Source organism: Leclercia sp. LSNIH1 (genome assembly GCF_002902985.1).
In the GTDB taxonomy this organism is placed as follows: Bacteria; Pseudomonadota; Gammaproteobacteria; order Enterobacterales; family Enterobacteriaceae; genus Enterobacter.
This window is the reverse complement of the sequence record NZ_CP026167.1, coordinates 2,773,908-2,800,428: the sequence shown is the minus strand read 5'-3', so window position 1 is coordinate 2,800,428 and position 26,521 is coordinate 2,773,908. Positions and strand designations below refer to the sequence as shown.

The following is a 26,521-nucleotide window of genomic DNA, read 5'->3' as shown; positions in this document are numbered from 1 at the left end:
CCTTCATTATCTTTTGGCTTGCCGCAGACACTTTTCCCGGCACTGCGCGAAGCGGGCCACCTCGAGCGAACTGCAGGCGATCGCCATCATGTCGGCGTAGACAGTTGCGGCCCGGCGCCAGAGACCTTTGCTCTCCAGCTCTTTAGCCTTCGTTTCAGCAGCGAGAATTTTTGCCGGATCGCCCTTCTGTTCCATGCATGGCAGCACCTCGTCAGGAATTTCTGCGCCTGGCGCCACGGTGTAACTGTATTGCGTTCCGTTGTGATTGCGGATAAGCACGCCCTCATCCGTCAGCGCACGCAGGTGCTTTCCGGCGGTGGTGCTTGCCATGTCTAGGGCTTCTGCAACGTCCTTGATGTCGCAGTTCGGCTGGTAGCGAACAAAGATCGCCACCTGGTCTTTCATCGTTAATGGTTTGGTCATTGGTCATCACTCGATTTAGTTGGTTAACCCTGCCGCTTTGCGGCGTTTGTACTCTTCCATCAGCAGCTGCGCCGGAGTTGGCCCTGCCGGGTGCTGCGGTGCGGCAAGCTGGCGGCGTATCGGCGGTACCGAAAGGCCGTTACTGATGTGCTTGCTCCATTTTGTTAACAGCTTCTCTGCCAGTTTTTTGAGTTCCCCCTCTGTCATCTGGCGCTCCACGCCCGTTCTGCGCATTTCAACGCAGATGTGATACAGGACTGGTTGCGACCATGGGTATTTATCGCTGCCTGAGTACCGGTAGGACTCGTTACGCCAGCGGCGGTATTCCGACATCACACATTCCGAAGTCAGGTTGAAGTGGTTAGCGCCGCTCTCTGAAACGAGCGATACAAACTCAGCGAGATCTGGCGGCCATGTGTTTCCAGCGGCACAACGCTCCATGCACTGCTGGCAGACCAGCTTGATTTGCTTTTCAGTCATCGAACCTATCTGGGCTATCCAGAGAGCTGAAGGCTCCGCCCCATTCTTCTGCGTCCACCGGTTCGAGAATATTTCCCCCATGACCTGCCACAGGCGCCATGCCGTTTCCGTTGCCATCAAGTCCATGGCGGCGTCTCCACTCTGCGTGGGCTGACTGAATCTGCTGAACAGCCCTGGATGCTGTAGGCTCTCTCCGAACTCCTGCATTCTCGTTACCTCCGGTTTCCGGTTGTTTTTTCGATCTCACCAGCACGATGTGCCGTGCGAATTTTTGCTCCCACTGAACCTGGGTGAAAATCTTTCCCTCTGACTCCCAGTACGACGCGAACTCAGCGAGTTCAGTGACAAGGTAATCAGGGTCAGGCAAAGCTATTCCCCACGTCGCCGCGCGCTGGCGAAAATCTCTGGATGGCAGCCACGCCCTGGTCATGGTGAATTTACCGATCGGCTCATCCAGACCCTCAAGGTATCGGGCTGCAGTTGACTCCGCTGGGGGCTGACCCTCTTCCGATTTTTCTTCCGCGCCCTCGTTAAGAGAGGGGTTTAGATCTTCTCTTCTCTTCTCTTCTCTGGTCCGCTTTTTGTCTGCATCCGATGCGGACAACTTGCGGACATTTCGTTTTCTGTCTGCCTCCTGCGCACGCCGTTTTGCGGACTGCCCGTTATGCTCAGAAAATCTTGGCATACAAAGACTTACATCAGTCGACTCAAGCCAGCCGACAGTGATAAGAGCCTGAGCGAAACCTTCAAATCCGATCATGTCGTTCAGAGTTTTTGGGGAGTAACCTTCTAGCTCTCCATCTACTGAGTGGGCATCAAACAGACACCATGTCGCATGAAGTGCGCCGACAACGCGCAATCTGTCCGCATCCAAAGCGGACGCAATGCGGACGACTTTGGGGTGTGTGTGCAAATCAGCACGCATCTTGATCCAGTCTCCAGCCATTACCGCTCTCCTGCCGTGGATGATTTATTGGTCATTGGTCAAAACTCGATTACGTAAATAGCGGAGCCAGAGCCTGCAGGTGAGCAATCACCACGCCAGCCAGTTCTCCTGGCAGCAGGGCTGCGTTGGCAAGAAGGTTTTCAAAGCCCTCTTTCGCCTGCTTCTTGGTTGGCAGGCCCAGTAACTTCGCCTGGTGATGCTCGCCGCACTCTTTTATTGCGTCGGCCACCAGCTCGAAATCTGTTTTACCCTGACGGAGGCCATGTTTTCTGGCGATCTCAATCGGCATTGCCATGCTGATCGCGTCCGCGAGTTGCATGACATAAGCCGTGTACTTGCTGGAATTGGTTTCGTTTTTCAGGTAGCGATAAAGGTTCTGTTTGTTCACAGTGATCCCACGCCCACCCTCTTTTGCCCACTGCTCGGCCACCAGCTGCGTAACAATGTCCTGCGCCTGGCCGGGCAGAGTAAGCTCCCACTCACGAACGGCTGTCAGGATCGCCTGGCGCCGTAGGTTGTCTCTGCGGCGAGGTTCATACTGATTTTCCGTTTTCAGCGAAGCGGGTTTCAGTCGGTTAAGATGTTCAAACGCTACTGATTGCATGATTATCCTTCCTGTTTGGTGACGGGATCGCTTGGAAACACACTGTCCAGAGTGCACTCCGCTCCTAAAGCGTTAAGTGTTTCAACGATGGTTCTGCATTCAGACAGCCCGGGCTCTCTAAGATCGGCTTCGTAGTTAGATAATCGCGAGCGCCCCCAGCCAAGAGCTTCGGCTAGCTGCGATTGCGACAATCCTAATTTCTGACGCTCAAAGGCAATGTTGTTCACGGTTAACTCCTACACAGATTTTATGCGCCATATTAGACACGTTTTGTGTCTAAGGTCAACCTCAGAATGTGTCACCTCGCTAGCCACAGAGCGTGGTAATATTTCGGAATGAAATCGATGGCTGAAATTATTGGTGAGAGACTCAAGTCTCTTCGGGAACGAAAGAAGTTAAGCCAGGCGCAGCTGTCTAAGCTGTGCGGCTGGTCTACTGCCTCAAGAGTAGGGAACTACGAGGGAGGGCTCAGGAATATTGGTGTGGATGACGCCATTACACTTGCCAGATACCTTGATACCACGCCTAGTTTTATTCTTTTCGGAGATGAGCAGAACAAAGGTCAGGAATTGCCAGAAAAACAACGGCGCCTGCTTTTGCTGTTTGATCAGCTTCCTTCTACCGAACAAGATAAAATGATTGACCTCTTCGAAGTGCGCCTCAGGGAAATTGACGATTACGTCGCTAAGTACCTCCAAGGCAGATACAAACCTGCAGAAGAATAATCCTCTCTGAACCGGCTTCGAGCCGGTTTTTTTATAGCTCTCTTAGCGTCTTTGCTAAGTCTCCTTTTCGCACGCCCATTGCTGTCACTTTTTGTGTTGACATGTAGACACGTAACGTGTCTATAATGATTTCACAAATTCAGTCATCCAGGCAGGACGCCCACGTAGTAGCTGCCGGCGGCATATGAAACACCGGATGAGATGACAAAAACTATCGCGCAGCAGGCTTTACCGTTCCGTCGGCCAGACGCAAAGGGCAACAAGGAGATAACCATGATCGACTACGCACGTAATCCCGTTAAACAGCAGGCTATTCGCCTCAACATCGTTGAAGTCCTGATCCGTAAGTTCTGCTACTTCATGGCGCAGAAAGGTAATCCAGAGCTCAACGCATGACCTCGCTTTTCGCCTTAATCGTTACCGTCTGCGCCCTCACCGGGGAATGTTCAGACATCATGCTCGGCGTTTATAACACCGAGGCGGTTTGTGAAGCAGCTGCCGCAGAGCAGCACGCGAAAGGACAGTGTTACCCGTACAAATCGGCTGACGACCAACAGCCAGCGTTACATTTTTAATCGAGTTTCGACCAATGGCTGTTGCCAGCCTGATGCCAGGTGCACATGGCATCGTGATGGTAATCCCGCCATCTCAACCAGACAGGAGTCGATGACCTGTTCTGGTTAAACTGGAAAAGTTCTCTTTGCCCGTCGCCCGTGGCGGGCCTTTTTTCCGGAGGATTTATGTCAGCGAACGAACTGGCATTGCGATTCAGCAGCGCACCGGCAGAGGAGTTAATTGGCATCCTGCCTGTTCTTGAAGTTAAAGAAGCGCTGCGCGGTGAAGTTGAAGAAGACGTTATGGATGAAGTCTGGCAGGAGCACCAGTTTGAAATGGAGGCTGTTGAGGAACAGACCGAGGAAGCGAACCGCCTGGCGAAGAAGTTTGAACTGGTAGCGGAGACGTTCGGAACGGCGATTAAGCTGGCACTGACCCTTCCATACGGCGAAGCGATTCAGGTTCTGCAGGATGCCATTGAAGATAACCCTGGCTACGGCCGGGATCCGGTGAAGGGATAGACCATGGAATTTGGAATGAAACGAGTGATGGCGTCTGTCCAGGCTGTTGCGGTTCTGGACAGAATTTACTGCGGCACGCCAGTACCCCTCGCCACACTGAGCAAAGAAATGAAGCTCTCGGTTTCCTACCTGGAGCAAATTTTTAAGCGGCTGCGCAGCGGCAAGCTGGTCACCTCACAAAGAGGACCAGGCGGCGGATATAGCCTTCGTGAAGGTGATATCTCAGTTTCAGCAGTCATCCGTGCAGTAAGCAAGATCCCGTCGAACACCACGTTCGACCCGGTGCTTGATGCACTTGATGGAGTGCTTATCTCTCAGCTGGCGAATAAGCCCGGCGCCCAATAAGCACAAAACCCGCGCAAGGCGGGTTAAGTACCCGGTCAGCCGACCAAAGCTTTCCGGAATCGAGTTTTGACCAATGACCACTACCTAAGCAGCGCTCATTAGCTGTTGGGTATCTTACACCCAAACGAGGCTCCAAGATGGAATTTTTTTATCATATTAAGGCGACCCAGAAATCAGGTAAACCCGACGCCGTCTACTGGGGGACATTTAAAACAGAAGCCCGCGCCAATCTTGCACTGGATGTTGCACTCGAAGATGCAGGCATTGAAACTGGCCGCGGGAAAGACTACCTCAAGCCGATCCGTACAGACATGCCGGTTGTGGATGATCTGCCCGAAGAAGGCGTTGTTTGCTTTGAGTTTTGCAAGCGCTACACCCTGGCCGACGACCAGCGCACCTGGAAGGTGATCCCCGGCGCCGCAACTCAGGGTGAAACCACCCCCTCCCCGGTGGTCACCAGCGATGCAGATCTGCCTGCCGCGCCTGTAACTTCTACTGACACAGCAGTCGCCGACAACACCTCCCTGCTTGAAAATCGCACCCCGGCTGTCCGCTTCGCCGTCCATCTGTTGGGTGACAAGTACCTTTCGGAGATCAGCCAGGAGCAGCAGATTGTTGCCAACGAACTGGCGATCGATCTGGGCCATGCTTACTTCCGGAACCTGCTGCAGGCCAAAAATGACGTTGCTGATATTGGCGATCTCAGCCTGCATGCTGAGTGGAAACTGGTGCAGGCCATCAAAGACGTTTTCCCGCAGGACAAAGAACACGAACCCGCGCTGCTGGCCGCCTTCATGTCGGGCTGGATTAACGCCGATGATCGCAATCAGCTGGTTGAGGACTGGAAGAGCGGCAAGCTTCCAGCCAGGGATAAGGCCCCTAAACCCCTGTATGAACATGGCCTGCAGATCAGCGAACACGATACCGGAGGAGCCCACTACCCTGTTTGCAAAATGCCATTCCGCAAACAGCTGCTGGCCCAACTGACGGTGGACGAACTGCGCCACCACATCACCCGCAGCGAGAATGCAGAGCTGCATGCGCTGGAAATGGATACCGACAATGGTTATGTCCAGGACCTGCTGCTCGCCGCTGAAAACTTTGCAGAAGTTAAGGCTTTCGATACCAAAGACCTGTGGCGTTACACGAACGCCATTCGGAAAGTGTTCAGCATGGACAAACGCCATGAGCTTGGCCTGCTTCTGCAGTTCACTAAGGCCTGGGTAGCCACCCCGTATATCGACCGCGGCATCCTGACGCGTGAATGGGCCGCCGGCAACCGCATCAATCACGTGCAGCGCACCGACGCTGGCACTAATGCCGACGGCGGGTACGTAACAGACCGTGGAGAAGGCGCGTATCACACACTGGACACTCTCGATTCCGAGATTGCCTGCGCTCTGCTGCCGATGGATTTCAACTATCGGGAAATCCCCGGCGGCATCGCGCGCCGCGCCAAAGAAATCATCGAGAAAAAAGAAGAGCCATGGAAATCGTGGAGCAAAATTCTGCGCAATCAGCCTGGCATTCTGGCAGTGAACCGCACAGCCATCTTCAACCTGGTGCGCATCGCGCCGGAGAACATCCATTTGACTCCTGCTGCTCACCTTGAGTTCGTGAACCAGACGATGACGGCTGAGTTCAACGCGGCAACTGAGTTGATGCCGCTGCCTGTGCCAACTGTTGAACTTGAGGTGCCAGCGGCCCAGTCGGGCAGCGGTGGAAAAACCGATCGCAACCCTAACTACAAACCCGACTTTGACGGGCTCGATACTGAGATTGCGCTGGCAACGCTGTCAGCGGATTTCAATATTTACGACATTCCAAGTGATGTTTTCCGCCAGGCAAAGGCTATCGTCGCAGCGAATGACAGTCCGTTTAAAGAATGGTCTGAAGCTTTGCGCGCAACGCCCGGTATTCTGGATTATTCCCGCGCTGCAATTTTTGCGCTGATCCGTAGTGCTCACCCTGAGTACTACAAGCAGCCGGGGCGTCTTGTTGGATACATCCATGCAAACCTGACCGAAACAGACCACGAGAATCCTACCGTAGAAGTGCTGGCGGCGGCTCGCCACACCCCAGAGGTTAGCTGGGAAAAAGAAATTAACGAGAAGATTGAAGCGGAAAAAGCAGCGTTAGCCAGCCAGCCGCAGGTCGAGAACCTCGGCGGCGGCATGTTCTCCATCGAAGGTCTGATGAACGAAAACCAACCAGAAAAGGATGACCGTTCACCGGTTACAGAGGAGACCACCAGCGATGTGCAGATGGAAGAGACTAACCCGGCGGAAGGAGAAGCTGGTAACCCGGTTCCACCAGGCGAAAGCGCTGATGCAGTTGATCCGCAAACAGATGCCGTAGCTGAGACTGTTTGCACCGGCTGTGGTGGCTGCCCGGACTGTGGCGCCGTGGCTGGGGACGCAACCTATGCAGCGATGGAATCGGGTCTGAAAGAGGAGCTGGAAGAGCTGGGCCATGATACCTCAAACACGAAAACCATGTTCACGCACCTGATGGTGGATCTCGAAACCATGGGCAAAAAGCCGGGCGCACCGATCGTTTCAATTGGGGCCGTATTCTTTGCCCCGTCCAGCGGGAAAACCGGCGCTGAATTTTACCAGGTGATTAACCTCGAATCATCGATGTCCTTCGGAGCAAGGCCGGACGCCAGCACCATCCTCTGGTGGCTGAAGCAATCGCCGGAAGCACGATCTGCAATCGTGGTGGATGACACGGTCGGTTTGGTAGAAGCGCTGGAGCAGTTCCTCGACTTCATTGCTGAAAACGCGGCTAACGGATCGAGGACTGTTCAGCTCTGGGGGAATGGTAGTTCGTTTGATTGTTCTCTTCTGGAGGCAGCATTCGAGCTGGCCGACACGCCCTTCCCGATCCCTCACTGGAACTACAGGGACGTGCGTACCGTCGTCGAACTGGGCAAAGCTGTTGGGCTGAACTCTCGCTATGAAATCCCTTTTGAGGGTGATCAGCACAACGCTCTGGCGGACGCCCGTCACCAGGTCAAATACGTTTCGGCTATCTGGCAACGTCTGACTCAAAACTGATTATCCGTTTTCACTAACAGCCAGCTGCAGCGGCTAATGTTGTAGCTGGCGGCATCGGAGTTATGTATGTCGCAAATCATTTTCGGCGAAGAGTGGATGGTTGAAGCGCGACTCAGTGAAAAGACCGGCTTGTCCGAAAGGCAAATTAAAAGCTATCGGTTGAACTTATGGATCGAAGGTGTGCACTTCAAGCGCCTTACTGCTCTCGGGGAAACTGATAACTCTAAAGGTCTGCTCTGGTACAACCTTCCAAAGATTAACCAATTAGTACAGGAAGCGTGATGGACTTTCCCACAGGTGTTGAACTTCATAGCGGAAAAATAAGGATCACTTTCACTTATCGCGGCATTCGTTGCCGCGAAGTGTTGCGCGGCTGGTCTGTCACGAACGGGAACATAAAAAAAGCAGGAAACCTTCGCGCGCTTATAACCAGCGAAATACAACTCGGAACGTTTAATTATGCGGAGCGTTTCCCGGAATCCAAAGCGCTGAAGAAATTCATAACGACCAAAAAGGTCACCACTTTTAGGGAATTGAGTGATTTTTTTACAGATACCAAAGCACTGGAGGTATCTGGCGCAACGTTGATTTCAATTATATCGGTTGTTAATACGCTTAAACGAATAGTGGGAGAAGATACCCGCCTGGCTGATATTCAGCATGCCGACATTCTACATTATCGAAAGGAGCTGTTGACCGGAACAATAATCAACCCGGCAACGCCAAATGTGGCAAAGCAAGGCCGTGCGCCCTCAACGGTTAATAAACAGATGGCAGTTTTATCAGAAATGCTTAAGCTCGCGAACCGAAGCCAGTTTATATTGCATGCACCTTATGAAGGCGTGTCGAGGCTCAAATTATCTAAGTCTGATCCCGACCCACTATTGCTTCATGAGTACCAGGCTATGATAGCAGCCCTCCCCCGACAGCTGGCATTGATCATCATTGTGGCAGTGCATACGGGGATGAGACCGGGGGAAATGTGCGCCCTGGCATGGGAAGACATTGATTTGGTAAAAGGTGAAATCCACGTTTCCAGAAGCCTGACGAATAAGCGGGTATTTGTACCACCCAAAACAGACGCCGGGATAAGAACGATAACACTGCTGAGACCAGCTCTTGATGCACTGAAGGAGCAATTCGAAATTAGTGGTTCCAATCCCAGGCAGGAAATACGCTTTCATCATCGTGAGATTGGAAAAACTGAGCAGCAAAATCTTCGCTTCGTTTTTACACCGTCAGCGAGTTCGTCATCGAAGGGTGGCTACATTTCAAAGAACTCGATCGCCTACGGTTGGAAGCGAGGAACTAAACTTGCCAGTATCCGCGAGAGAAATCCGTATCAGTCACGGCATACATATGCCTGCTGGACGTTGATGGCCGGAGCTAACCCGTCGTTCATAGCCAGCCAGATGGGCCATGAAGATGCACGTATGGTGTATGAGGTTTACTCGAAGTGGATTGGGGATATGAACCAGGATCAGGTCAACATGCTAAACAATCAGATGCCGACAGCAATGCCCCCAGGACGCCCCAAAGGGCATGGGAGTATGAAAAAAGTTATTTAATTTCAGGACGCTGGTTTCAAGTTACATAATCAGCGTTAAACTACTCTGACCATTCATATTAGGGAGAAGCGATGATGCGCGTACTGGTTGTTGAGGATAATGCGTTGCTACGTCATCACCTGAAAGTTCAGCTTCAGGAAATGGGGCATCAGGTGGATGATGCTGAAGATGCCAAAGAAGCCGATTACTATCTCAATGAACATCTGCCCGATATCGCCATCGTTGACCTGGGTCTGCCTGATGAAGATGGTCTGTCGCTGATCCGCCGCTGGCGCAGCCACGATGTCTCTTTGCCGGTGCTGGTGTTAACCGCCCGCGAAGGCTGGCAGGATAAGGTTGAAGTGCTCAGCGCCGGTGCCGATGACTACGTCACCAAACCCTTCCATATTGAAGAGGTTGCCGCCCGCATGCAGGCGTTGATGCGCCGCAACAGCGGTCTGGCCTCGCAGGTGATCTCCATTCCGCCGTTTCAGGTCGATCTCTCCCGTCGCGAACTGGCGATAAATGACGAGGTGATTAAGCTGACGGCCTTTGAGTACACCATTATGGAGACGCTGATCCGTAACAGCGGCAAGGTGGTGAGCAAAGATTCCCTGATGCTCCAGCTCTACCCTGATGCAGAGCTGCGCGAAAGCCATACCATCGATGTTCTGATGGGCCGTCTGCGTAAAAAAATTCAGGCGCAGTACCCGGAGGATGTCATCACCACCGTGCGCGGGCAGGGCTATCTTTTCGAATTACGTTAAATGAAAAAACTGTTTCGTCACTTTCTGCCGCTGTCGCTGCGGTTTCGATTCCTGCTGGCGACAGCAGTAGTGGTGCTGGTGCTCTCCCTGGCCTACGGCATGGTCGCGCTGGTGGGCTACAGCGTCAGTTTCGACAAAACCACCTTCCGCCTGCTGCGCGGCGAAAGCAATCTCTTCTATACCCTCGCCAGATGGGAAGACAATAAAATCAGCATCGATATGCCGGAGCATCTGGATCGCCAGAGCCCAACCATGTCGCTGATTTATGATGAAAAAGGCAAGCTGCTGTGGGCCCAGCGCGACGTGCCGTGGCTGATTAAAAGCATCCGCCCGGAGTGGTTAAGAGCCAACGGCTTTCATGAGCTGGAAGCCAATGTTGATGCCACCAGCGTGCTGGTCGGTAACGATCGGAACATGCAGCGGGAGCTGGCCGAGATCCGCGAGGATGACGACGACAGCGAGCTGACCCACTCGGTGGCGGTAAATATCTACCCCGCGACCCTCCAGATGCCCCAGTTGACCATTGTGGTCATCGACACCATTCCGGTTGAGCTTAAACGCTCCTATATGGTGTGGAACTGGTTCGTCTACGTGCTCGCCGCCAACCTGCTGCTGGTGATCCCCCTGCTCTGGCTGGCCGCCTGGTGGAGCCTGCGCCCTATCGAGTCGCTGGCGAAAGAGGTGCGCGAGCTGGAAGAACATCACCGTGAAAAACTCGACCCGAACACCACCCGGGAACTCACCAGTCTGGTGCGCAATCTTAACCGTCTGCTGAAAAGCGAGCGCGAACGTTACGATAAGTACCGCACCACCCTCACCGATCTGACCCACAGCCTGAAAACCCCGCTGGCGGTCATGCAGAGCACGATGCGATCCCTGCGCAGCGCGAAGCTGAGCGCCGAGGAAGCAGAACCCGTGATGCTGGAGCAGATCAGCCGTATCTCGCAGCAGATTGGTTACTACCTGCACCGCGCCAGCATGCGCACCGGCAGCACCCTGCTGAGCAGGGAATTGCACCCCGTCGCCCCGCTGCTCGACAGTCTGACCTCGGCGCTGAACAAAGTTTACCAGCGCAAGGGGGTGAACATTACTCTCGATATCTCCCCGGAAATCAGTTTCGTCGGCGAAAAAAATGACTTTATGGAAGTGATGGGCAACTTGCTGGATAACGCCTGTAAATATTGCCTGGAGTTCGTTGAAGTCTCTGCCCGTCAGGGAGAGGACCAGCTGCATATTATCGTTGAGGATGATGGCCCCGGGATCCCTCAGGGCAAACGTGACCAGGTCTTCGATCGCGGCCAGCGCGCCGACACATTGCGCCCGGGTCAGGGGGTCGGTCTTTCGGTCGCCCGGGACATTGTGGAGCAGTATGGCGGCAGAATCGAAACCAGCGACAGCCTGCTGGGCGGTGCCCGAATGGAGGTAATTTTTGGTCGCCAGCATCTGACAAGCGACGATAGTTAAACGCCAGGGTGAAAAAAGCGTGATTCTCACACGCAGGCTGCCGAGCTTCCGTTATAATCCGAGTCATTAAAAGCCTGCGGAATATAAATATGGATTATCAATTAGCCCTTAACTGGCCCGACTTTATCGAACGTTACTGGCAAAAACGTCCGGTTGTCCTGAAACGCGGCATCACCAATTTCGTCGATCCGATCTCTCCCGATGAGCTGGCTGGCCTGGCCATGGAGAGCGAAGTCGACAGTCGTCTCGTCAGCCATCAGGACGGTAAATGGCAGGTGAGCCACGGCCCGTTTGAAAGCTACGACCACCTGGGTGAGAGCAACTGGTCGTTACTGGTGCAGGCGGTTAACCACTGGCACCAGCCCGCCGCAGCCCTGATGCTGCCATTTCGCGCCCTGCCCGACTGGCGGATGGACGATCTGATGATCTCCTTCTCCGTGCCCGGGGGCGGCGTTGGCCCGCATCTGGATCAGTACGATGTGTTTATTATCCAGGGTACCGGCCGCCGCCGCTGGCGCGTGGGTGAAAAGGTGCCGATGAAACAGCACTGCCCGCACCCCGACCTGCTGCAGGTCGATCCGTTTGTTGGCATCATCGACGAAGAGCTGGAGCCGGGCGATATTCTCTATATTCCACCGGGTTTCCCGCATGAGGGTTACTCCCTTGAGAACTCAATGAACTATTCGGTTGGTTTCCGCGCCCCAAGCGGTCGCGAGATGATCAGCGGGTTTGCCGATTACGTCCTGCAGCGCGAACTGGGCAGCCACCGTTTCAGCGATCCGGCGGTCCCTTCCCGCGAACATCCGGCCGATATTCTGCCGCAGGAGCTGGATCAGCTGCGCGGAATGATGCTGGAGATGATCAACCAGCCGGAACATTTCAACCAGTGGTTCGGGGAGTTTATCAGCCAGTCCCGACACGAGCTGGACGTCTCCTTGCCGGAGCCGCCGTATCAGCCGGATGAAATCTACGATGCCCTTCAGCAGGGCGACAAGCTGGCGCGTCTGGGTGGATTGCGGGTGTTACGTATTGGCGAAGCGGTGTATGTCAATGGCGAGCAGCTGGATTCCCCGCACCGTCCGGCGCTGGAGGCCCTTGCCAGCCATATGGTGCTGACTGCCGATCATTTCGGCGATGCGCTGGACGATCCGTCGTTCCTCGCGATGATGGCCGCCCTGGTGAACAGCGGGTACTGGTTCTTCGAGGACTGAGACGTTAGTGGGTTGCCGGGCGGCACTGCGTTTGCCCGGCCTACAACGTTGTCTGTGACAATGCCCGGTGGCGCTTCGCTTACCGGGTCTACAAAATCGCAACCGTAGGCCGGGTAAGGCGTAGCCGCCACCCGGCTTTTTATCGCCGCTCTCCGGTGTCAAAATCCTCTATCTCCCCAGCCCAATCTTCCGGGTATATCCCTTCCCGTACATCACGATGAAAGGTGGAATAGGGCCACGCTTTCACGCGCGTCACATAGCCATGTTTCAGCGGGTTGATATGGATGTAATCCGTATGTCGCCGCAGGTCGTTGTCGTCCCGGATGGTATGTTCCCAGAAGCGTGGCTGCCAGATGCCTGGCATCCCCAGCACGCGGGTGAAGGTCTTTTTGATGTCTCGCCAGCGGCCGGAGTAGTCCGCGTCATTTTCGGGTAACGTCCAGATACAGTGCATATGTTCCGGCAGGATCACCCAGGCATTAATCAGAAAGGGTTTGCGGCGTTTAACACCTTGCGTTGCCGCACGAAGCGTATCGATATGTCGCGTCAGCAGATCGCTGCGCCGGTTTTGCAGGTTAACGGTGAAAAACCAGGTTCCGCCTGGCACATAATGTCGACGGTAGTTTGACATATGAGGTTCCCTCCTCATGTGTGGAAATGCCGGGCGGCACGTTGTTTGCCCGGCCTACGCGTAGACCGGGTAAGGCGTCAAACGGCGACTATTGTTTTGCGGTGAGCTCCGCAATCCGCACAATCACCTGCACCGCTTTTTCCATTCCTTCCAGGGTCACGAACTCATGCTTGCCGTGGTAGTTATAGCCCCCGGTGAACAGATTCGGGCACGGCAGCCCCATAAAGGAGAGCTGCGCGCCATCGGTGCCGCCGCGGATCGGCTTGAGCTGCGGCTCGACGTCGCAGTCGCGCATCGCCTGCTGTGCCACCTCAAGGATGTAGGGATGCTCGATCACCTTTTCATGCATATTGTAATAGCTGTCTTCGATGACCAGCTCAATGTAGCAGTCCGGGTGAAGTCCTTTGCCCACCTTCTTTGCGATATCCATCATCTTGCGTTTGCGCGCTTCAAACCCTTCGCGGTTGAAATCACGGATGATGTAGTGCATATCCGCGCGGTCCACCGTCCCTTTGATGCTGGTCAGATGGTAGAAGCCCTCATAGCCTTCGGTTTTTTCCGGGCTTTCATCCGCCGGAACTTCAGCATGAATGCGGGCCGCCAGCGACAGCGCGTTCACCATCACCCCTTTCGCGGTGCCTGGGTGGACATTGTTGCCAACGATGCGGATATTCACCGACGCCGCATTGAAGTTCTCGAACTCCAGCTCCCCCACGCCGCCGCCATCGACGGTGTAGGCCCAGCGGGCATCGAACGCCTCAACATCAAAATGCTTCGCCCCTTTGCCCACCTCTTCATCGGGGGTAAAGGCCACGCGGATATCGCCGTGCGGCACGTTTTTGTTCTTCAGCACCGCCAGCGCGGTCATGATCTCGGCAACACCCGCTTTGTCATCAGCCCCCAGCAGCGTTTTGCCGTCGGTGGTGATCAGGGTCTGGCCGAGCAGCTGGTGTAATACCGGGAACATCACCGGCGACAGCACTTCGTCACCGACGCCAAGGGCGATATCACCGCCCCGATAATTCTCAACAATCTGCGGATTGACGTTTTTGCCGCTAAAATCCGGTGAGGTATCGACATGGGAAATAAAACCAATGGCAGGAATATCACCGCTCACATTCGCAGGTAGCGTGCCCATCACCGTCCCTTTTTCACTTAAGGTCACGTTAACGAGCCCCAACTCCTCCAGTTGGCTTTTTAACAGCTGCAACAGCTTCCACTGCCCTTCGGTGCTTGGCACCTGGCGGACACCCGGCTTAGATTGGGTATCCAGCGATACGTACTGTAAAAAACGCTCAAGTAATTTATCCATGCAGTCACCCTCACTTTTCGTGACAACATTATCAGTAAGCAGCAAAACCCAAATATTGCGTCAGGTCACTTTTATCCCGTAAACGAGAATATTTCCGGTTCTCTCATCGTTTGCTAATAAATGTAGCTTATCAATGGGTAACAAGGATTGGCGATTGCAGCGCTTTCCCGTAGAATGTCCGCCCTCATTACGTTTCACCAAGGTGGTTAACCACAAACCCCGCTGCGATAAGCATTTGCAGCGTCGATATGGGACTGAATCAAAAATTGAATACACAACCAGCTTCACTGTCACCGTTGGTGCAACTGGCCGGAATTCGTAAAAGCTTTGACGGAAAAACCGTCATTTCCGACCTGGATTTAACGATCAACAACGGCGAATTTCTTACACTACTTGGCCCTTCAGGCTGTGGTAAAACGACAGTGCTTCGCCTTATCGCCGGGCTGGATAACGTCGATCGCGGTCACATCCATCTGGACAATCAGGACATTACCCTGGTTCCTGCTGAACAGCGCCACGTCAATACCGTCTTTCAAAGTTACGCACTTTTCCCGCACATGACGGTTTTCGAAAACGTCGCCTTTGGCCTGCGGATGCAAAAAACGCCCGCCAGCGAAATCACGCCACGCGTCACCGAGGCCCTGCGCATGGTTCAGCTTGAAGCGTTCGCCCAGCGTAAACCGCACCAGCTTTCGGGTGGACAGCAACAGCGTGTCGCCATCGCCCGTGCCGTGGTTAATAAACCGCGCCTGCTGCTGCTGGATGAGTCTCTTTCCGCACTCGACTACAAGCTGCGCAAGCAGATGCAGAACGAATTAAAGGCGCTGCAGCGTAAGCTCGGGATCACCTTTGTTTTTGTCACCCACGACCAGGAAGAGGCATTGACCATGTCCGATCGCATCGTGGTGATGCGCGAGGGCAAAATCGAGCAGGACGGTACGCCGCGCGAGATCTACGAAGAGCCGAAAAACCTGTTTGTCGCCAGCTTTATTGGTGAAATCAACATCTTCAATGCTACCGTTATTGAACGACTCGACGACCAGCGGGTGCTGGCTAACGTCGAGGGCCGCGCCTGCAACATCTTCGTCAATTTTGCCGTTGAGCCGGGACAGCAGCTGAACGTCCTGCTGCGTCCGGAAGATCTGCGCGTTGAAGAGATCCACGACGAAACCGAAGTCGAAGGGCTAATCGGCTATATCCGCGAGCGAAACTACAAAGGCATGACGCTTGAGTCGGTCGTTGAGCTGGAAAACGGCAAGATGGTGATGGTCAGCGAATTCTTTAACGAAGACGATCCCGATTTCGACCACTCGCTCAATCAAAAAATGGTCATTAACTGGGTAGAAAGCTGGGAGGTTGTGCTGGCTGATGAAGAACACAAGTAAATTCCAGAATGTGGTGATCGCCACTATCGTCGGTTGGCTTGTGTTATTTGTCTTTTTACCCAACCTGATGATCATCGCGACCAGCTTCCTGACCCGTGACGACGCCCATTTTGTCTCGCTGGTCTTTACGCTGGAAAATTACGCGCGCCTGCTGGACCCGCTCTATTTCCAGGTCCTGCTCCATTCGCTCAATATGGCGCTGATAGCCACCGTCGCCTGCCTGGTGCTGGGGTATCCCTTTGCCTGGTTCCTGGCGAAGCTGCCGACGAAAGTGCGACCGCTGCTGCTGTTCCTGCTGATTGTGCCCTTCTGGACCAACTCGCTGATCCGCATCTACGGCCTGAAGATCTTTCTCAGCACCAAAGGCTACCTGAACGAGTTTCTGCTGTGGCTGGGCGTCATTGACACCCCGATCCGCATCATGTTCACTCCCGGCGCGGTGATTGTGGGGCTGGTCTACATCCTGCTGCCGTTTATGGTGATGCCGCTCTACTCCAGCATTGAGAAGCTGGATAAACCCCTGCTGGAGGCGGCAAGGGATCTTGGCGCCAGCAAACTCCAGACCTTTATCCGCATTATTATCCCCCTGACCATGCCAGGGATCATTGCCGGCTGCCTGCTGGTGATGCTGCCGGCGATGGGGCTGTTTTACGTCTCCGACCTGATGGGCGGGGCTAAAAACCTGCTGATCGGTAACGTCATCAAGAGCCAGTTCCTCAATATTCGCGACTGGCCGTTCGGTTCGGCCACCAGTATCACCCTGACCCTGGTGATGGGCCTGATGCTGCTGGTCTACTGGCGCGCGTCGCGGCTGCTTAACAGTAAAGGGGAACTTGAATGATCGGTCGACTACTCCGCGGCGGTTTTATGACCGCGATTTATGCGTACCTCTACATTCCGATCATTATCCTGATCGTGAACTCCTTTAACAGCTCGCGCTTTGGCATTAACTGGCAGGGTTTTACCACCCAGTGGTACAGCCTGCTGGTGAATAACGACAGCCTGCTGCAGGCGGCGCAGCACTCCCTGACGATGGCGATCTTCTCGGCCACCCTCGCCACCCTGATTGGCTCCCTGACGGCGGTGGCGCTCTATCGCTACCGCTTTCGCGGTAAACCCTTCGTCAGCGGCATGCTGTTTGTGGTGATGATGTCTCCGGACATCGTAATGGCTATCTCGCTGCTGGTGCTCTTTATGCTGCTGGGGGTACAGCTGGGCTTCTGGTCCCTGCTCTTCTCACACATCACCTTCTGCCTGCCGTTTGTGGTGGTGACGGTCTACTCCCGTCTGAAAGGCTTTGACGTGCGGATGCTGGAGGCGGCAAAAGATCTGGGTGCCAGCGAGATGACCATCCTGCGCAAAATTATCCTGCCGCTGGCGATGCCCGCCGTGGCCGCGGGATGGCTGCTCAGCTTTACCCTGTCGATGGATGACGTGGTGGTTTCGTCATTCGTCACCGGGCCGAGCTATGAAATTCTGCCGTTGAAGATCTATTCGATGGTGAAAGTTGGCGTCTCACCGGAGGTGAACGCGCTGGCGACCATACTGTTGATGTTATCGCTGGTTCTGGTGATCGCCAGTCAGCTTATTGCTCGTGATAAAACAAAATCTCAGGGGACGTATTAATGAAAAAATGGTCACGCCACCTGCTCGCGGCAGGCGCTCTCGCAATGGGTATTAGCGCTGCGCACGCGGACGACAGTAAAACGCTCTATTTCTATAACTGGACCGAGTATGTGCCGCCAGGCCTGCTGGAGCAGTTCACTAAAGAGACCGGCATCAAGGTTATCTACTCGACCTACGAGTCGAATGAAACCATGTATGCCAAGCTCAAAACCTATAAAGATGGCGCCTACGACCTGGTGGTCCCGTCGACCTATTTCGTCGACAAGATGCGCAAAGAGGGCATGATCCAGAAGATCGACAAATCGAAGCTAACCAATTTTTCAAACCTCGATCCGGAGATGCTCAACAAGCCGTTTGACCCGAATAACGATTACTCTATTCCGTACATCTGGGGCGCAACGGCGATCGGGATCAACAGCGAAGCGATGGATCCTAAATCGGTGACGAGCTGGGCCGACCTGTGGAAACCAGACTATAAAGGCGAATTGCTGCTGACCGACGACGCCCGCGAAGTGTTCCAGATTGCGCTGCGTAAGCTGGGCTACTCTGGCAACACCACCGATCCGAAAGAGATTGAAGCGGCTTACCATGAGCTGCAAAAACTGATGCCTAACGTGGCCGCCTTCAACTCCGATAATCCGGCGAACCCGTATATGGAAGGGGAAGTCAACGTGGGGATGGTGTGGAACGGGTCGGCATACGTCGCGCGTCAGGCCGGTACGCCGCTGGAAGTGGTGTGGCCTGCAGAGGGCGGGATCTTCTGGATGGACAGCCTGGCTATTCCGGCCAATGCTAAAAACGTGGACGGTGCCCTGAAGCTGATTAACTTCCTGCTGCGCCCGGATGTGGCAAAACAGGTAGCAGAGACCATCGGCTACCCGACGCCAAACCTCGCCGCCCGCAAGCTGCTGAGCCCGACCGTTGCAAATGACAAGTCGCTCTACCCGGATGCGCAGACCATCAGTAAAGGCGAGTGGCAGAACGATGTGGGCGACGCCAGCCGCCTGTATGAAGAGTATTACCAGAAGTTGAAGGCAGGTCGTTAATGCAATACTATGCCGGGTTTCGACCCGGCATAACTCAATGGTACAAGGATAAGTACATATGAAGCTGAACAATAACGTTCTTTATTCTCTTTTTTCTGCATCGACATTATTTTTACTACCATTAACAAGACATAGGCATTGATTTTCCTGATTTAAAGGATTACAGGCAACATCATAAAAGGACTCATTATGTCAAAAAAAACGCAGAGAAAAGCGCCGCCCCTATTCGGTGTAGTCGCCGTCAATGATATTTATTGCAATATCATAAGAAACGTCCCCAGAAGCGAATGGCTTGGCGTAACGATGCCGCTTCTGACCATATTCCCATTTCTGTTATCTATTTTATTTATTGGCCCAATTATTGGGTATTCTCCCATATTTATTCTGGTTGAGATTATACTCATCCTGATGTTCTATAGCAGCATCCACGCACTGCGTGTCGTCATTACCCACCCCAAAACGTTAATCGTCAGGCTGAATCGCAAGCGCCAACGGGTGTATGTTCAAACGTATCGTCCCACGCGTAATATCTTTGCGAAATGGCCTGTCGAAACGCTGATTTATGACTGGAAGAACATTGAAGCCCATTTTAGTAACGGTTCCGGAACCGCGGGTTCCCGGACATGGTATAAGTGGCAAGCACCCTCGACTGACGGGAAAAAAAACTGGATAATCATCGGCGATGATAACGCGCCTTTATTTTATCAAGTCTCTCGCTTCTCTACCGATATCGCAGATACTCTTTTGAGTTATGCGGAATCCTGGGCGTGGTGCAGAAACTATATGAATGGCCTGATGACACCCGTTCATTTAATATCGATAGAAAATAACTACTCCTTTAAATATTGCGTGACGAGATTGAGCAGCCGGATGTTGTCGCGAGTCAATGAACAGGATAAATGGACAACCATTTTTCCCGTCAGGAATCCTTTTTTCTGGCTCATTTCTTTTATTATGGTGCCAACCATTTTACTGGACGCTCTGGCAATGAGGAAAATTATGCGCAGGCTGCCGGAGACGCCGTGGTCTGATGAGGCACAGGGCGAATCAACAACAGATAAACAATAGATTAATTATTTATTTTAACTGCGTAAGGTCCTGCGTTGTCGTCAGGGCTTTGCGGGTAATCTGGCGTTGATTCGCCCCGCTCAACTATTTACTCCGATATTTTTTGCAACGCGTCATCAATTTTGCCAATCACATACATTAGCGGTTTCCACAGCACGACCAGCGTAACAATCGTGCCGAACAGCTGCACATCGCCATGCGCAAGTTGTCCGGTAAACAGAAGATATACCAGGTTAAATATACACGAGCCAGCGGAGACAATGCCGAGGTATAAAAAGAGAATGAACAGGATATTTCTGCTGTCAGAAAGGCGAGGCAGGCAACACTGGCTCCACAGACCTATCCCTACCGCCACAATAAAAATAATGGCCGATACAATTAGCGGGTTATCCATAACCTGTTCCTGTCGTTCCCTGGAAATTTGCGCGAAAAGCGTCTGCTCTTCGCGCAGTGAACCACTTACAATCCCTTAAGAAGCTTATCCACAAACTGCGGCACCACTTCGCTCGCCAGTCCGTAGGTTTTCTCTTCAAACTCGCTGCCCACCTGGCTCGGCTCAAGGTTCAGCTCCACCGTATGCGCCCCCTGCAGCTTCGCTTCGTGAACAAATCCCGCCGCCGGATAGACATGCCCCGAGGTGCCAATGGCGATAAACAGATCCGCCATCGCCAGGGCGTTGTAGATCTCGTCCATTCCCAGCGGCATTTCGCCAAACCACACCACGTGCGGGCGCAGCGGCGACGGGAACTGACAGCAGTGGCATTTGTCATCGGAGGTGACATCGCCGGTCCAGCTAAAGACCTGGCCGCTGCTGGAGCAACGCACCTTCAGCAATTCACCGTGCATATGAAGTACGTTGCGGTTGCCCGCGCGCTCATGCAGGTTATCAATATTCTGCGTTACCAGCAGGAAGCGATCCCCCAGCGCCTCTTCGAGTTTAGCCAGCGCCAGATGCGCCGCATTAGGGGCGATCTCCGGCGACTGCAACTGACGGCGGCGGGCATTGTAGAATTCCTGCACCAGCTGCGGGTTACGGGCAAAACCTTCCGGCGTCGCCACATCTTCAACCCGATGCTCTTCCCACAGCCCGTCGGTCGCGCGAAACGTTCGAATGCCCGACTCGGCGGAGATCCCCGCCCCGGTCAGGACCAGTACTCTTGGTTTTTCCATCAATTCCGGCATTGCCACATCCTGGAAGAAAATTCGCTGGCGTAAGCGCTCACGCAAGCGGCGTTTGTTTTTGCGAAAACGGCTGAGTCGAAGTGACCGTCGCGACAGCATAAAAACCTCGTATGGCTAGCGGGTGAGATGGAGGAATGCGGCGCCGCGCATTCCTCCGGCATCGCCATGTCGCGCGCGCTCAATGCGCGGGACACGGGCAACCGGCAACAAATGACGCGGCAACCGACCGGACAACCGTTCGGCGATGGCCGTAAAGTTCGATAATCCTCCGCCGATCACCAGCAGGTCAGGATCGACAATGGTCAGGATATTCCCCAGACAGACCGCCAGCAGATCGAGATAGCGCTCAACGTGCTCTACAGCCTGTTCATCTCCCTGCTCCCACAGGGCAATGATTTCCGGAGCCTGACGTTTTTGATGATAGAAGTGTTCATAAAGCCATGCAAATCCACGGCCGGAGAGGTAGTTCTCAATGCAGCCGTGCTGGCCGCAACCGCAGCGGAGGAGCGGGAAATCACGCCCCACCACCTCCAGCGCATCCACCGGCAGGCGAATATGACCAAACTCGCCGGTGATATAGCTGCGTCCGGTCACCGGTTTGCCATTCACCACAATCCCGCCGCCGACACCGGTGCCGAGGATCAGCCCCATCACCAGGGGGTATTGCTGGAACTCATCGTCCCAGGCTTCGGAGAGGGCAAAACAGTTAGCGTCGTTGTCGAGGCGCACGTCACGCTCAAGGAGGCGGGTCAGGTCGGCGCGCAGCGGCCTACCGCTTGCCGCCGGGACGTTGGCGGCGTACAGCGTACCGTCGTCGGTTTCCGGCATCCCCGGAATGCCTATGCCCACCGTGCCCTTCACGCCGAAGCGTTCATCGGCCTGGGCCACCAGCGCGGCAATGGCGGTTAAAAATTCATCGTAGCTTTCGTGGGGAGTGGGAACCCGGGTTTCCCACTGCAATTTCAGGTTGGTATCAAATACGCCAAGGGCAATTTTGGTGCCGCCAATATCAAATCCGTAATACATAGTGCATTCCTCTTTTGACCCGGCGGCAACGCTCACCGGATCATGACGTAATTACTGGCCACTTAATACCCTCGCCGGATCAATTCGGCTTGCGCGACGCGCCGGATACCAGCTTGCCAGCAGACTCAGTAAAAGTGCTGTAACCAGCACATAAAAAACATCCAGCCAGTGCAATTCAGACGGCAGGAAGTCAATAAAATAGATATCGCCCGACAGGAACTGATGCCCGATCAGGGCCTCAAGACCGTTGATAATCGGCGTCAGCTGCAATGAAACCACCACCCCGATAACCACACCGCACAGGCTGCCCAGCAGCCCCGCCAGCAGACCATACCAGACGAAGATGGCACGAATAAGACCATCTTTTGCGCCGAGGGTGCGCAGCACCGCGATGTCGCCGCTCTTGTCTTTCACCGCCATCACCAGGGTAGAGACGATGTTAAAGCAGGCCACGCCGATCACCAGCACCATCGCCAGGTACATAATGGCGCGGATCATCTGGATATCACGATACATATACCCGTAAGTGCCGATCCAGCTCTTGATGTAGACATAGCTGTCGGTCACTTCCCCGGCGTCGCGCACCAGTTTGTTGGCGTTGAAGACGTCGTTAACCTTGATGGCGATCCCGGTGACGCTGCTGCCCATATCGAGATACTGGCGCGCATCTTCCAGCGGCACCATAGCAAAGCTGTGATCGAGCTGACCGCTTAGCTGCAAAATACCGGTCACGTGCAGACGCACGCGCTTCGGCTGCTGCAGCTTATGATCGGCGCTGGCGTTCGGGATCATGATCGACACCCAGTCGCCCTGCTTCACTTTCAGCGCGTCGGCCACTCCCTTACCGAGGATAATCTGCTGATCGCCAGCTTTAAAGTTGGCCCAGGCCTCTTTCTGGATAAACTGCGGCAGCGCGCTGAGCTTATCTTCCTGGCGCGGGTTCACCCCTTTCACCTGGATAGCGCGCAGGTTTGCGCCGCTCTCCACCAGTCCGGTGAAATTGATATAGGGCGCAGCCGCGGCAATGCCCGGCACCTTTTCCACTTTATTCAGGGCGTCGTTCCAGTTATTCCACGGCTGGTTAACCGGCTCAATTTCGCCGTGCGGCACGACTGCCAGAATGCGGTTGTTCAGCTCACGCTCAAAGCCGTTCATGGCGCTGAGGCCAACAATCAGTACCGCCACGCCCAGCGCGATACCGACGGTGGAGATGACCGAGATGAGCGACACCATGCCACTGCGGCGGCGACCCCGGCTAAAACGCAGGCCGATGAGTAACGATAACGGTGAAGCCATCAATCTGCCCCCATCAGGGTCAGTTCGGTATTCAGGCGACCGTCACGCATCTCCAGCTGGCGGGACATGCGTTTTGCCAGCTGCAAATCGTGCGTCACCACCAGGAAGGCGGTGCCCTGGGAGGCATTCAGTTCGCCGAGAAGCTGGAAGATGCTGTCGGCGTTGCGGGCATCCAGGTTACCGGTCGGTTCATCCGCCAGCACCAGGCGCGGATTATTTACCAGCGCACGGGCAATCGCCACACGCTGGCGCTCGCCGCCGGAGAGCTCGGATGGCCGATGATTACCGCGGTGGCCCAGCCCGACCGCTTTCAGCATATCGCTGGCGCGGGCGTTGATTTCAGCCGGTTTCTTTTTGCCGATCAGCAGCGGCATCGCCACGTTTTCCAGCGCCGTAAAGTCCGGCAGCAGGTGGTGGAACTGATAGATAAAGCCCAGCTCGCGGTTACGCAGATCGGCCTTCGCGCTCGAAGACATCGAACTCAGCGGCGTGCCGGAGAAGACCACATCGCCGGAGGTCGGCGTATCCAGCCCGCCAAGCAGGTGCAGCAGGGTACTTTTCCCGGAGCCGGAGGTGCCGACGATCGCCATCATCTCCCCTTCCCCGACGCTGAAGCTGACATTGTGCAGGACATCCGTCTGCACCGTGCCTTCCTGATAGCGTTTGCACAGGTTGTCGCATTGCAACAGGATCTTATTCATAACGTAAAGCCTCAGCGGGTTGGGTGGCGGCAGCGCGCCATGAAGGATAAAGCGTGGAGAGTAAGGCAACGGCCATCGCAGCCAGCGCAATGCCCACTACCTGCAGCGGCTCAATGGCCACCGGCAGTGCCGCGCCGTCGAGCAGCGCGCCGATAATCGGCATTAAATTATTGAGCTGGCTGGCAAGCAGCGTACCGAGCAGCGCGCCGAGCAGCGCGCCGACAATCCCGGCGCTGGCGCCCTGCACCATAAAGACCGCCATGATCTGTCGCGGCGTCAGCCCCTGGGTTTGCAGGATCGCCACTTCGCCCTGCTTCTCCATCACCATCAGGCCCAGCGAGGTAATGATGTTAAAGGCGGCAACCGCCACAATCAGGCTCAGGAGCAGGCCCATCATGTTTTTTTCCATCCGCACGGCCTGAAACAGCTCGCCCTTACGTTCGCGCCAGTCCTGCCATTGGGTGCCTTCCGGCAGGGTTTGCTGGCTTAACACATCGACCTTCAGCGGCTCGTTGAGCCACAGACGCCAGCCGGTGATATTGCCGAGCGGGTAACGCATCAGGCGCGACGCGTCCTGGATATTGACCAGCATCTGATAGCCGTCCACTTCGCTGTTGGCGGCGAAGGTGCCGATCACATTAAACAGGCGCTGGCTCGGGAGCCGCCCCATCGGGGTAAACTGGCTGGCAGACGGCACCATCACCCGTAGCTGATCGCCGCGATTGACCCCCAGCTGTCCGGCAAGCTGTTCGCCGAGAATGACGTTGTACTGGCCGGGAGCCAGATCGCTCTGTTTGACGTTAACCAGAAACGGCGTCAGGGGATCCTTTTGCGCCGGGTCGATGCCGAGCATCACTCCGACCGCCACGCTGCGGGCGCTCTGTAGCACCACGTCACCGGAGGTGATCGGCGCCACGCGGCTTACGCCCTGGAGCTTGACGGCGCTTTGTGGCAGCTGCTGCGGATTCACCGACCCGCTGCTGGATGAGAGGATCGCCTGCGGCATCAGCCCCAGAATGTTATTTTGCAGCTCACGCTCAAAGCCGTTCATGACGGAGAGAACCGTCACCAGCGCCATCACGCCAAGCGTAATGCCAATGGTTGAAAGCCAGGAGACGAAGCGACCGAAGCGGTCCGCGGCGCGCCCACGCATATAACGTAAGCCTATGAATAGTGCGACAGGTTGGTACATGAAATCCGTCTGTTTGCTGATAGCAGACCCACGAGTATATAAGCGAATCCGCTAAGGGTAAATGACTGGAACCGTAAGCTTTGCTTATCATTTGTCTGAAAAAGCGCGGTAAATCAGCGTAATACCCCCCTTTCGTAAGACGACCTGCCCCGCGCAGGTGTTTGCAGCTTTTCTGAAAAACATCCGGATACAGACTCTTACCCATTACATCCCGCCCGCCGCGCAACACACTTACCCGCTCGATTAAGGTAATAACAGGACCCGGAACGCGATGAAACAAAAAGCACTATGGATTAACCAGATAAAAGGACTCTGCATCTGCCTGGTGGTGATTTACCACTCGGTGATCACCTTTTATCCCCATCTCGAGGTGCTGCATGCTCCCCTTTCGGTGCTGCTCGCCAAATGTTGGGTAACGTTCAATCTCTATCTCGCCCCGTTCCGCATGCCGGTGTTCTTCTTTCTTTCGGGGTATCTGGTCCGGCGCTACATTGACGAGGTCGACTGGAAAACCTGCCTGGACAAACGGCTCTGGAGCATTATCTGGGTGCTGGCGCTGTGGGGAGTATTACAGTGGCAGGCGTTGACCCATCTCAATGCGTGGCTGGCGCCGGAGCGGGATCTCAATACCGCGTCGAACGCCGCCTATGCCGACTCGTTAAGCGGCTTTATCACCGGCATGCTCACTGCCAGCACCAGCCTGTGGTATCTCTACGCTCTGGTGGTCTATTTTACGCTCTGCAAGCTGCTGAGCCGCTGGCGGACGCCGCTGGTCGTGCTGCTGGCGCTCGCCAGCATCGCCATCAATTTTATGCCGCTGCCGTGGTGGGGGATGAACAGCGTGGTGCGCAATATGATCTATTACAGCCTCGGGGCCTGGTACGGCGTGCAGCTGATGGCTTGGATGCAGAGCCGGGTGTGGCGCCGTGACGCGCTGGCGGTAGCGGCGTTCGGGGTGGTCTCCGTCGTGCTGTGGTTCGTCGGGGTTCCCCTGCCGCTGTCGCTGCTGTCGATCCTGCTGATTATGGCCCTGTTCTACCGCCTGGAGCAGCGCTTCGCCGTGGGCCCTGACAATGTGCTGAACGTGGTTGGCTCCAATACCATTGCGATTTACACCACCCACCGCATTCTGATCGAAGGGGTCAGCCTGTTAATGATCCACCAGTTGAATGGCGGTACCTGGCCGGTGTGGGCAGAGCTGACGCTGGTGCTCTTCTACCCGTTTGCCAGCCTGCTGATCTGCACCCTGGTGGGGCTGGGGGCGCGTAACCTCTCCCGCGCGCTGGCCGGTGATATTTTCTTTACCCCACCCGCCCGGCTGACGCTGGTTCAGGCGACACGCTAGCGCGCCTGTGAGAGGGGGGCTTTGCGCTGCGTGCGGTTACGGTTTGCTAATGTAAAACGATCAA

Annotated in this window: 30 protein-coding genes; 17 read left to right on the top strand and 13 right to left on the bottom strand. The window is 54.9% G+C overall.

The features are described 5' to 3' along the window. Nucleotides 1–6: 6 nt before the first annotated feature. From C2U54_RS13840 to C2U54_RS13820, 5 genes are read right to left on the bottom strand one after another with little or no spacing between them, the layout of a single operon-like run. Nucleotides 7–423, bottom strand: a complete 417-nt coding sequence (locus C2U54_RS13840; protein WP_103179141.1) for a PerC family transcriptional regulator — start codon at nucleotides 421–423, stop codon at nucleotides 7–9. A 15-nt stretch (nucleotides 424–438) separates the two neighbouring features. Further along, nucleotides 439–984, bottom strand: coding sequence for a replication protein P (locus C2U54_RS13835; RefSeq protein WP_233210500.1), 546 nt, complete (start codon nucleotides 982–984; stop codon nucleotides 439–441). After that, entirely contained in the window at nucleotides 896–1,849 is a 954-nt protein-coding gene (locus tag C2U54_RS27465) for a DnaT-like ssDNA-binding domain-containing protein (protein WP_233210501.1), read from the bottom strand. Before C2U54_RS27465 ends, C2U54_RS13835 begins: the two co-directional genes overlap by 89 nt. Nucleotides 1,850–1,898: 49 nt before the next feature. Then, nucleotides 1,899–2,453, bottom strand: a complete 555-nt coding sequence (locus C2U54_RS13825) for a toxin YdaT family protein (RefSeq protein WP_103179139.1) — start codon at nucleotides 2,451–2,453, stop codon at nucleotides 1,899–1,901. Between the two features lie 2 nt (nucleotides 2,454–2,455). Further along, the gene (locus C2U54_RS13820) at nucleotides 2,456–2,680 is read right to left on the bottom strand and encodes a helix-turn-helix domain-containing protein (RefSeq protein ID WP_103179138.1); all 225 of its coding nucleotides are present in this window, start codon (nucleotides 2,678–2,680) and stop codon (nucleotides 2,456–2,458) included. Between the two features lie 108 nt (nucleotides 2,681–2,788). On the opposite strand from C2U54_RS13820, the gene C2U54_RS13815 reads away from it, so the two are divergent. From C2U54_RS13815 to C2U54_RS13770, 11 genes are all read left to right on the top strand, one after another. Continuing rightward, entirely contained in the window at nucleotides 2,789–3,178 is a 390-nt protein-coding gene (locus tag C2U54_RS13815; RefSeq protein WP_103179137.1) for a helix-turn-helix domain-containing protein, read from the top strand. Nucleotides 3,179–3,379: 201 nt separating this feature from the next. Beyond that, a complete protein-coding gene (locus C2U54_RS27230) occupies nucleotides 3,380–3,574 on the top strand; it encodes a hypothetical protein (protein WP_139156333.1) in 195 nt (64 codons plus the stop codon). Continuing rightward, nucleotides 3,571–3,753, top strand: coding sequence for a DUF1482 family protein (locus tag C2U54_RS13810; protein WP_103179136.1), 183 nt, complete (start codon nucleotides 3,571–3,573; stop codon nucleotides 3,751–3,753). Before C2U54_RS27230 ends, C2U54_RS13810 begins: the two co-directional genes overlap by 4 nt. Before the next feature lie 165 nt (nucleotides 3,754–3,918). After that, nucleotides 3,919–4,254 carry a hypothetical protein gene (locus C2U54_RS13805; protein WP_103179135.1) on the top strand — a complete coding sequence of 112 codons (336 nt, stop codon included), beginning with the start codon at nucleotides 3,919–3,921 and terminating at the stop codon, nucleotides 4,252–4,254. Nucleotides 4,255–4,257: 3 nt separating this feature from the next. Continuing rightward, a complete protein-coding gene (locus C2U54_RS13800; protein WP_199184432.1) occupies nucleotides 4,258–4,599 on the top strand; it encodes an Rrf2 family transcriptional regulator in 342 nt (113 codons plus the stop codon). 137 nt (nucleotides 4,600–4,736) lie between these two features. Further along, nucleotides 4,737–7,658: an exonuclease gene (locus C2U54_RS13795; protein ID WP_103179134.1), complete on the top strand. Its 2,922-nt coding sequence runs from the start codon at nucleotides 4,737–4,739 to the stop codon at nucleotides 7,656–7,658. 66 nt (nucleotides 7,659–7,724) lie between these two features. After that, nucleotides 7,725–7,940, top strand: coding sequence for an excisionase family protein (xisR, locus tag C2U54_RS13790; protein ID WP_103179133.1), 216 nt, complete (start codon nucleotides 7,725–7,727; stop codon nucleotides 7,938–7,940). Further along, a complete protein-coding gene (locus tag C2U54_RS13785; RefSeq protein WP_103179132.1) occupies nucleotides 7,940–9,226 on the top strand; it encodes an Arm DNA-binding domain-containing protein in 1,287 nt (428 codons plus the stop codon). The genes xisR and C2U54_RS13785 overlap by 1 nt, the downstream gene beginning before the upstream one ends. Before the next feature lie 74 nt (nucleotides 9,227–9,300). Next, nucleotides 9,301–9,972: a two-component system response regulator PhoP gene (gene phoP, locus C2U54_RS13780; protein WP_039028964.1), complete on the top strand. Its 672-nt coding sequence runs from the start codon at nucleotides 9,301–9,303 to the stop codon at nucleotides 9,970–9,972. After that, a complete protein-coding gene (phoQ, locus tag C2U54_RS13775; RefSeq protein WP_103179131.1) occupies nucleotides 9,973–11,436 on the top strand; it encodes a two-component system sensor histidine kinase PhoQ in 1,464 nt (487 codons plus the stop codon). 89 nt (nucleotides 11,437–11,525) lie between these two features. Continuing rightward, the gene (locus C2U54_RS13770; protein WP_103179130.1) at nucleotides 11,526–12,647 is read left to right on the top strand and encodes a ribosomal protein uL16 3-hydroxylase; all 1,122 of its coding nucleotides are present in this window, start codon (nucleotides 11,526–11,528) and stop codon (nucleotides 12,645–12,647) included. A gap of 139 nt (nucleotides 12,648–12,786) precedes the next feature. On the opposite strand, the gene C2U54_RS13760 is transcribed toward C2U54_RS13770, so the two are convergent. Then, entirely contained in the window at nucleotides 12,787–13,278 is a 492-nt protein-coding gene (locus tag C2U54_RS13760; RefSeq protein ID WP_103179129.1) for an REP-associated tyrosine transposase, read from the bottom strand. 88 nt (nucleotides 13,279–13,366) lie between these two features. Next, nucleotides 13,367–14,590, bottom strand: coding sequence for a peptidase T (gene pepT, locus C2U54_RS13755; protein WP_103179128.1), 1,224 nt, complete (start codon nucleotides 14,588–14,590; stop codon nucleotides 13,367–13,369). A 248-nt stretch (nucleotides 14,591–14,838) separates the two neighbouring features. Between pepT and potA the strand changes: the two genes are divergently transcribed. The 5 genes from potA (at nucleotide 14,839) to C2U54_RS13725 (ending at nucleotide 19,715) form a co-directional block, all read left to right on the top strand. Continuing rightward, the gene (gene potA, locus C2U54_RS13745; protein WP_103179126.1) at nucleotides 14,839–15,975 is read left to right on the top strand and encodes a spermidine/putrescine ABC transporter ATP-binding protein PotA; all 1,137 of its coding nucleotides are present in this window, start codon (nucleotides 14,839–14,841) and stop codon (nucleotides 15,973–15,975) included. Then, the gene (potB, locus tag C2U54_RS13740; RefSeq protein WP_103179125.1) at nucleotides 15,959–16,816 is read left to right on the top strand and encodes a spermidine/putrescine ABC transporter permease PotB; all 858 of its coding nucleotides are present in this window, start codon (nucleotides 15,959–15,961) and stop codon (nucleotides 16,814–16,816) included. Before potA ends, potB begins: the two co-directional genes overlap by 17 nt. After that, the gene (gene potC, locus C2U54_RS13735; protein ID WP_103179124.1) at nucleotides 16,813–17,601 is read left to right on the top strand and encodes a spermidine/putrescine ABC transporter permease PotC; all 789 of its coding nucleotides are present in this window, start codon (nucleotides 16,813–16,815) and stop codon (nucleotides 17,599–17,601) included. The genes potB and potC overlap by 4 nt, the downstream gene beginning before the upstream one ends. Beyond that, a complete protein-coding gene (gene potD / locus C2U54_RS13730) occupies nucleotides 17,601–18,647 on the top strand; it encodes a spermidine/putrescine ABC transporter substrate-binding protein PotD (RefSeq protein ID WP_103179123.1) in 1,047 nt (348 codons plus the stop codon). The genes potC and potD overlap by 1 nt, the downstream gene beginning before the upstream one ends. Nucleotides 18,648–18,836: 189 nt before the next feature. Next, on the top strand, nucleotides 18,837–19,715 hold the full coding sequence (locus tag C2U54_RS13725) for a DUF6708 domain-containing protein (RefSeq protein WP_103179122.1): 879 nt from the start codon (nucleotides 18,837–18,839) through the stop codon (nucleotides 19,713–19,715). Nucleotides 19,716–19,803: 88 nt separating this feature from the next. Here the strand turns inward: C2U54_RS13725 and C2U54_RS13720 are convergent, their stop codons facing one another. From C2U54_RS13720 to lolC, 6 genes are all read right to left on the bottom strand, one after another. Continuing rightward, nucleotides 19,804–20,109, bottom strand: coding sequence for a hypothetical protein (locus tag C2U54_RS13720; protein ID WP_103179121.1), 306 nt, complete (start codon nucleotides 20,107–20,109; stop codon nucleotides 19,804–19,806). A 65-nt stretch (nucleotides 20,110–20,174) separates the two neighbouring features. After that, nucleotides 20,175–20,996 carry a Sir2 family NAD+-dependent deacetylase gene (cobB, locus tag C2U54_RS13715; RefSeq protein WP_103179120.1) on the bottom strand — a complete coding sequence of 274 codons (822 nt, stop codon included), beginning with the start codon at nucleotides 20,994–20,996 and terminating at the stop codon, nucleotides 20,175–20,177. A 15-nt stretch (nucleotides 20,997–21,011) separates the two neighbouring features. Then, nucleotides 21,012–21,923: an N-acetylglucosamine kinase gene (gene nagK, locus C2U54_RS13710; protein WP_103179119.1), complete on the bottom strand. Its 912-nt coding sequence runs from the start codon at nucleotides 21,921–21,923 to the stop codon at nucleotides 21,012–21,014. 51 nt (nucleotides 21,924–21,974) lie between these two features. Then, the gene (lolE, locus tag C2U54_RS13705) at nucleotides 21,975–23,219 is read right to left on the bottom strand and encodes a lipoprotein-releasing ABC transporter permease subunit LolE (protein ID WP_103179118.1); all 1,245 of its coding nucleotides are present in this window, start codon (nucleotides 23,217–23,219) and stop codon (nucleotides 21,975–21,977) included. Then, a complete protein-coding gene (lolD, locus tag C2U54_RS13700) occupies nucleotides 23,219–23,920 on the bottom strand; it encodes a lipoprotein-releasing ABC transporter ATP-binding protein LolD (protein WP_103179117.1) in 702 nt (233 codons plus the stop codon). The genes lolE and lolD overlap by 1 nt, the downstream gene beginning before the upstream one ends. Next, a complete protein-coding gene (lolC, locus tag C2U54_RS13695) occupies nucleotides 23,913–25,112 on the bottom strand; it encodes a lipoprotein-releasing ABC transporter permease subunit LolC (RefSeq protein WP_103179116.1) in 1,200 nt (399 codons plus the stop codon). Before lolC ends, lolD begins: the two co-directional genes overlap by 8 nt. Before the next feature lie 271 nt (nucleotides 25,113–25,383). Between lolC and C2U54_RS13690 the strand changes: the two genes are divergently transcribed. Next, nucleotides 25,384–26,457, top strand: coding sequence for an acyltransferase family protein (locus C2U54_RS13690; protein ID WP_103179115.1), 1,074 nt, complete (start codon nucleotides 25,384–25,386; stop codon nucleotides 26,455–26,457). Nucleotides 26,458–26,521 lie beyond the last annotated feature (64 nt).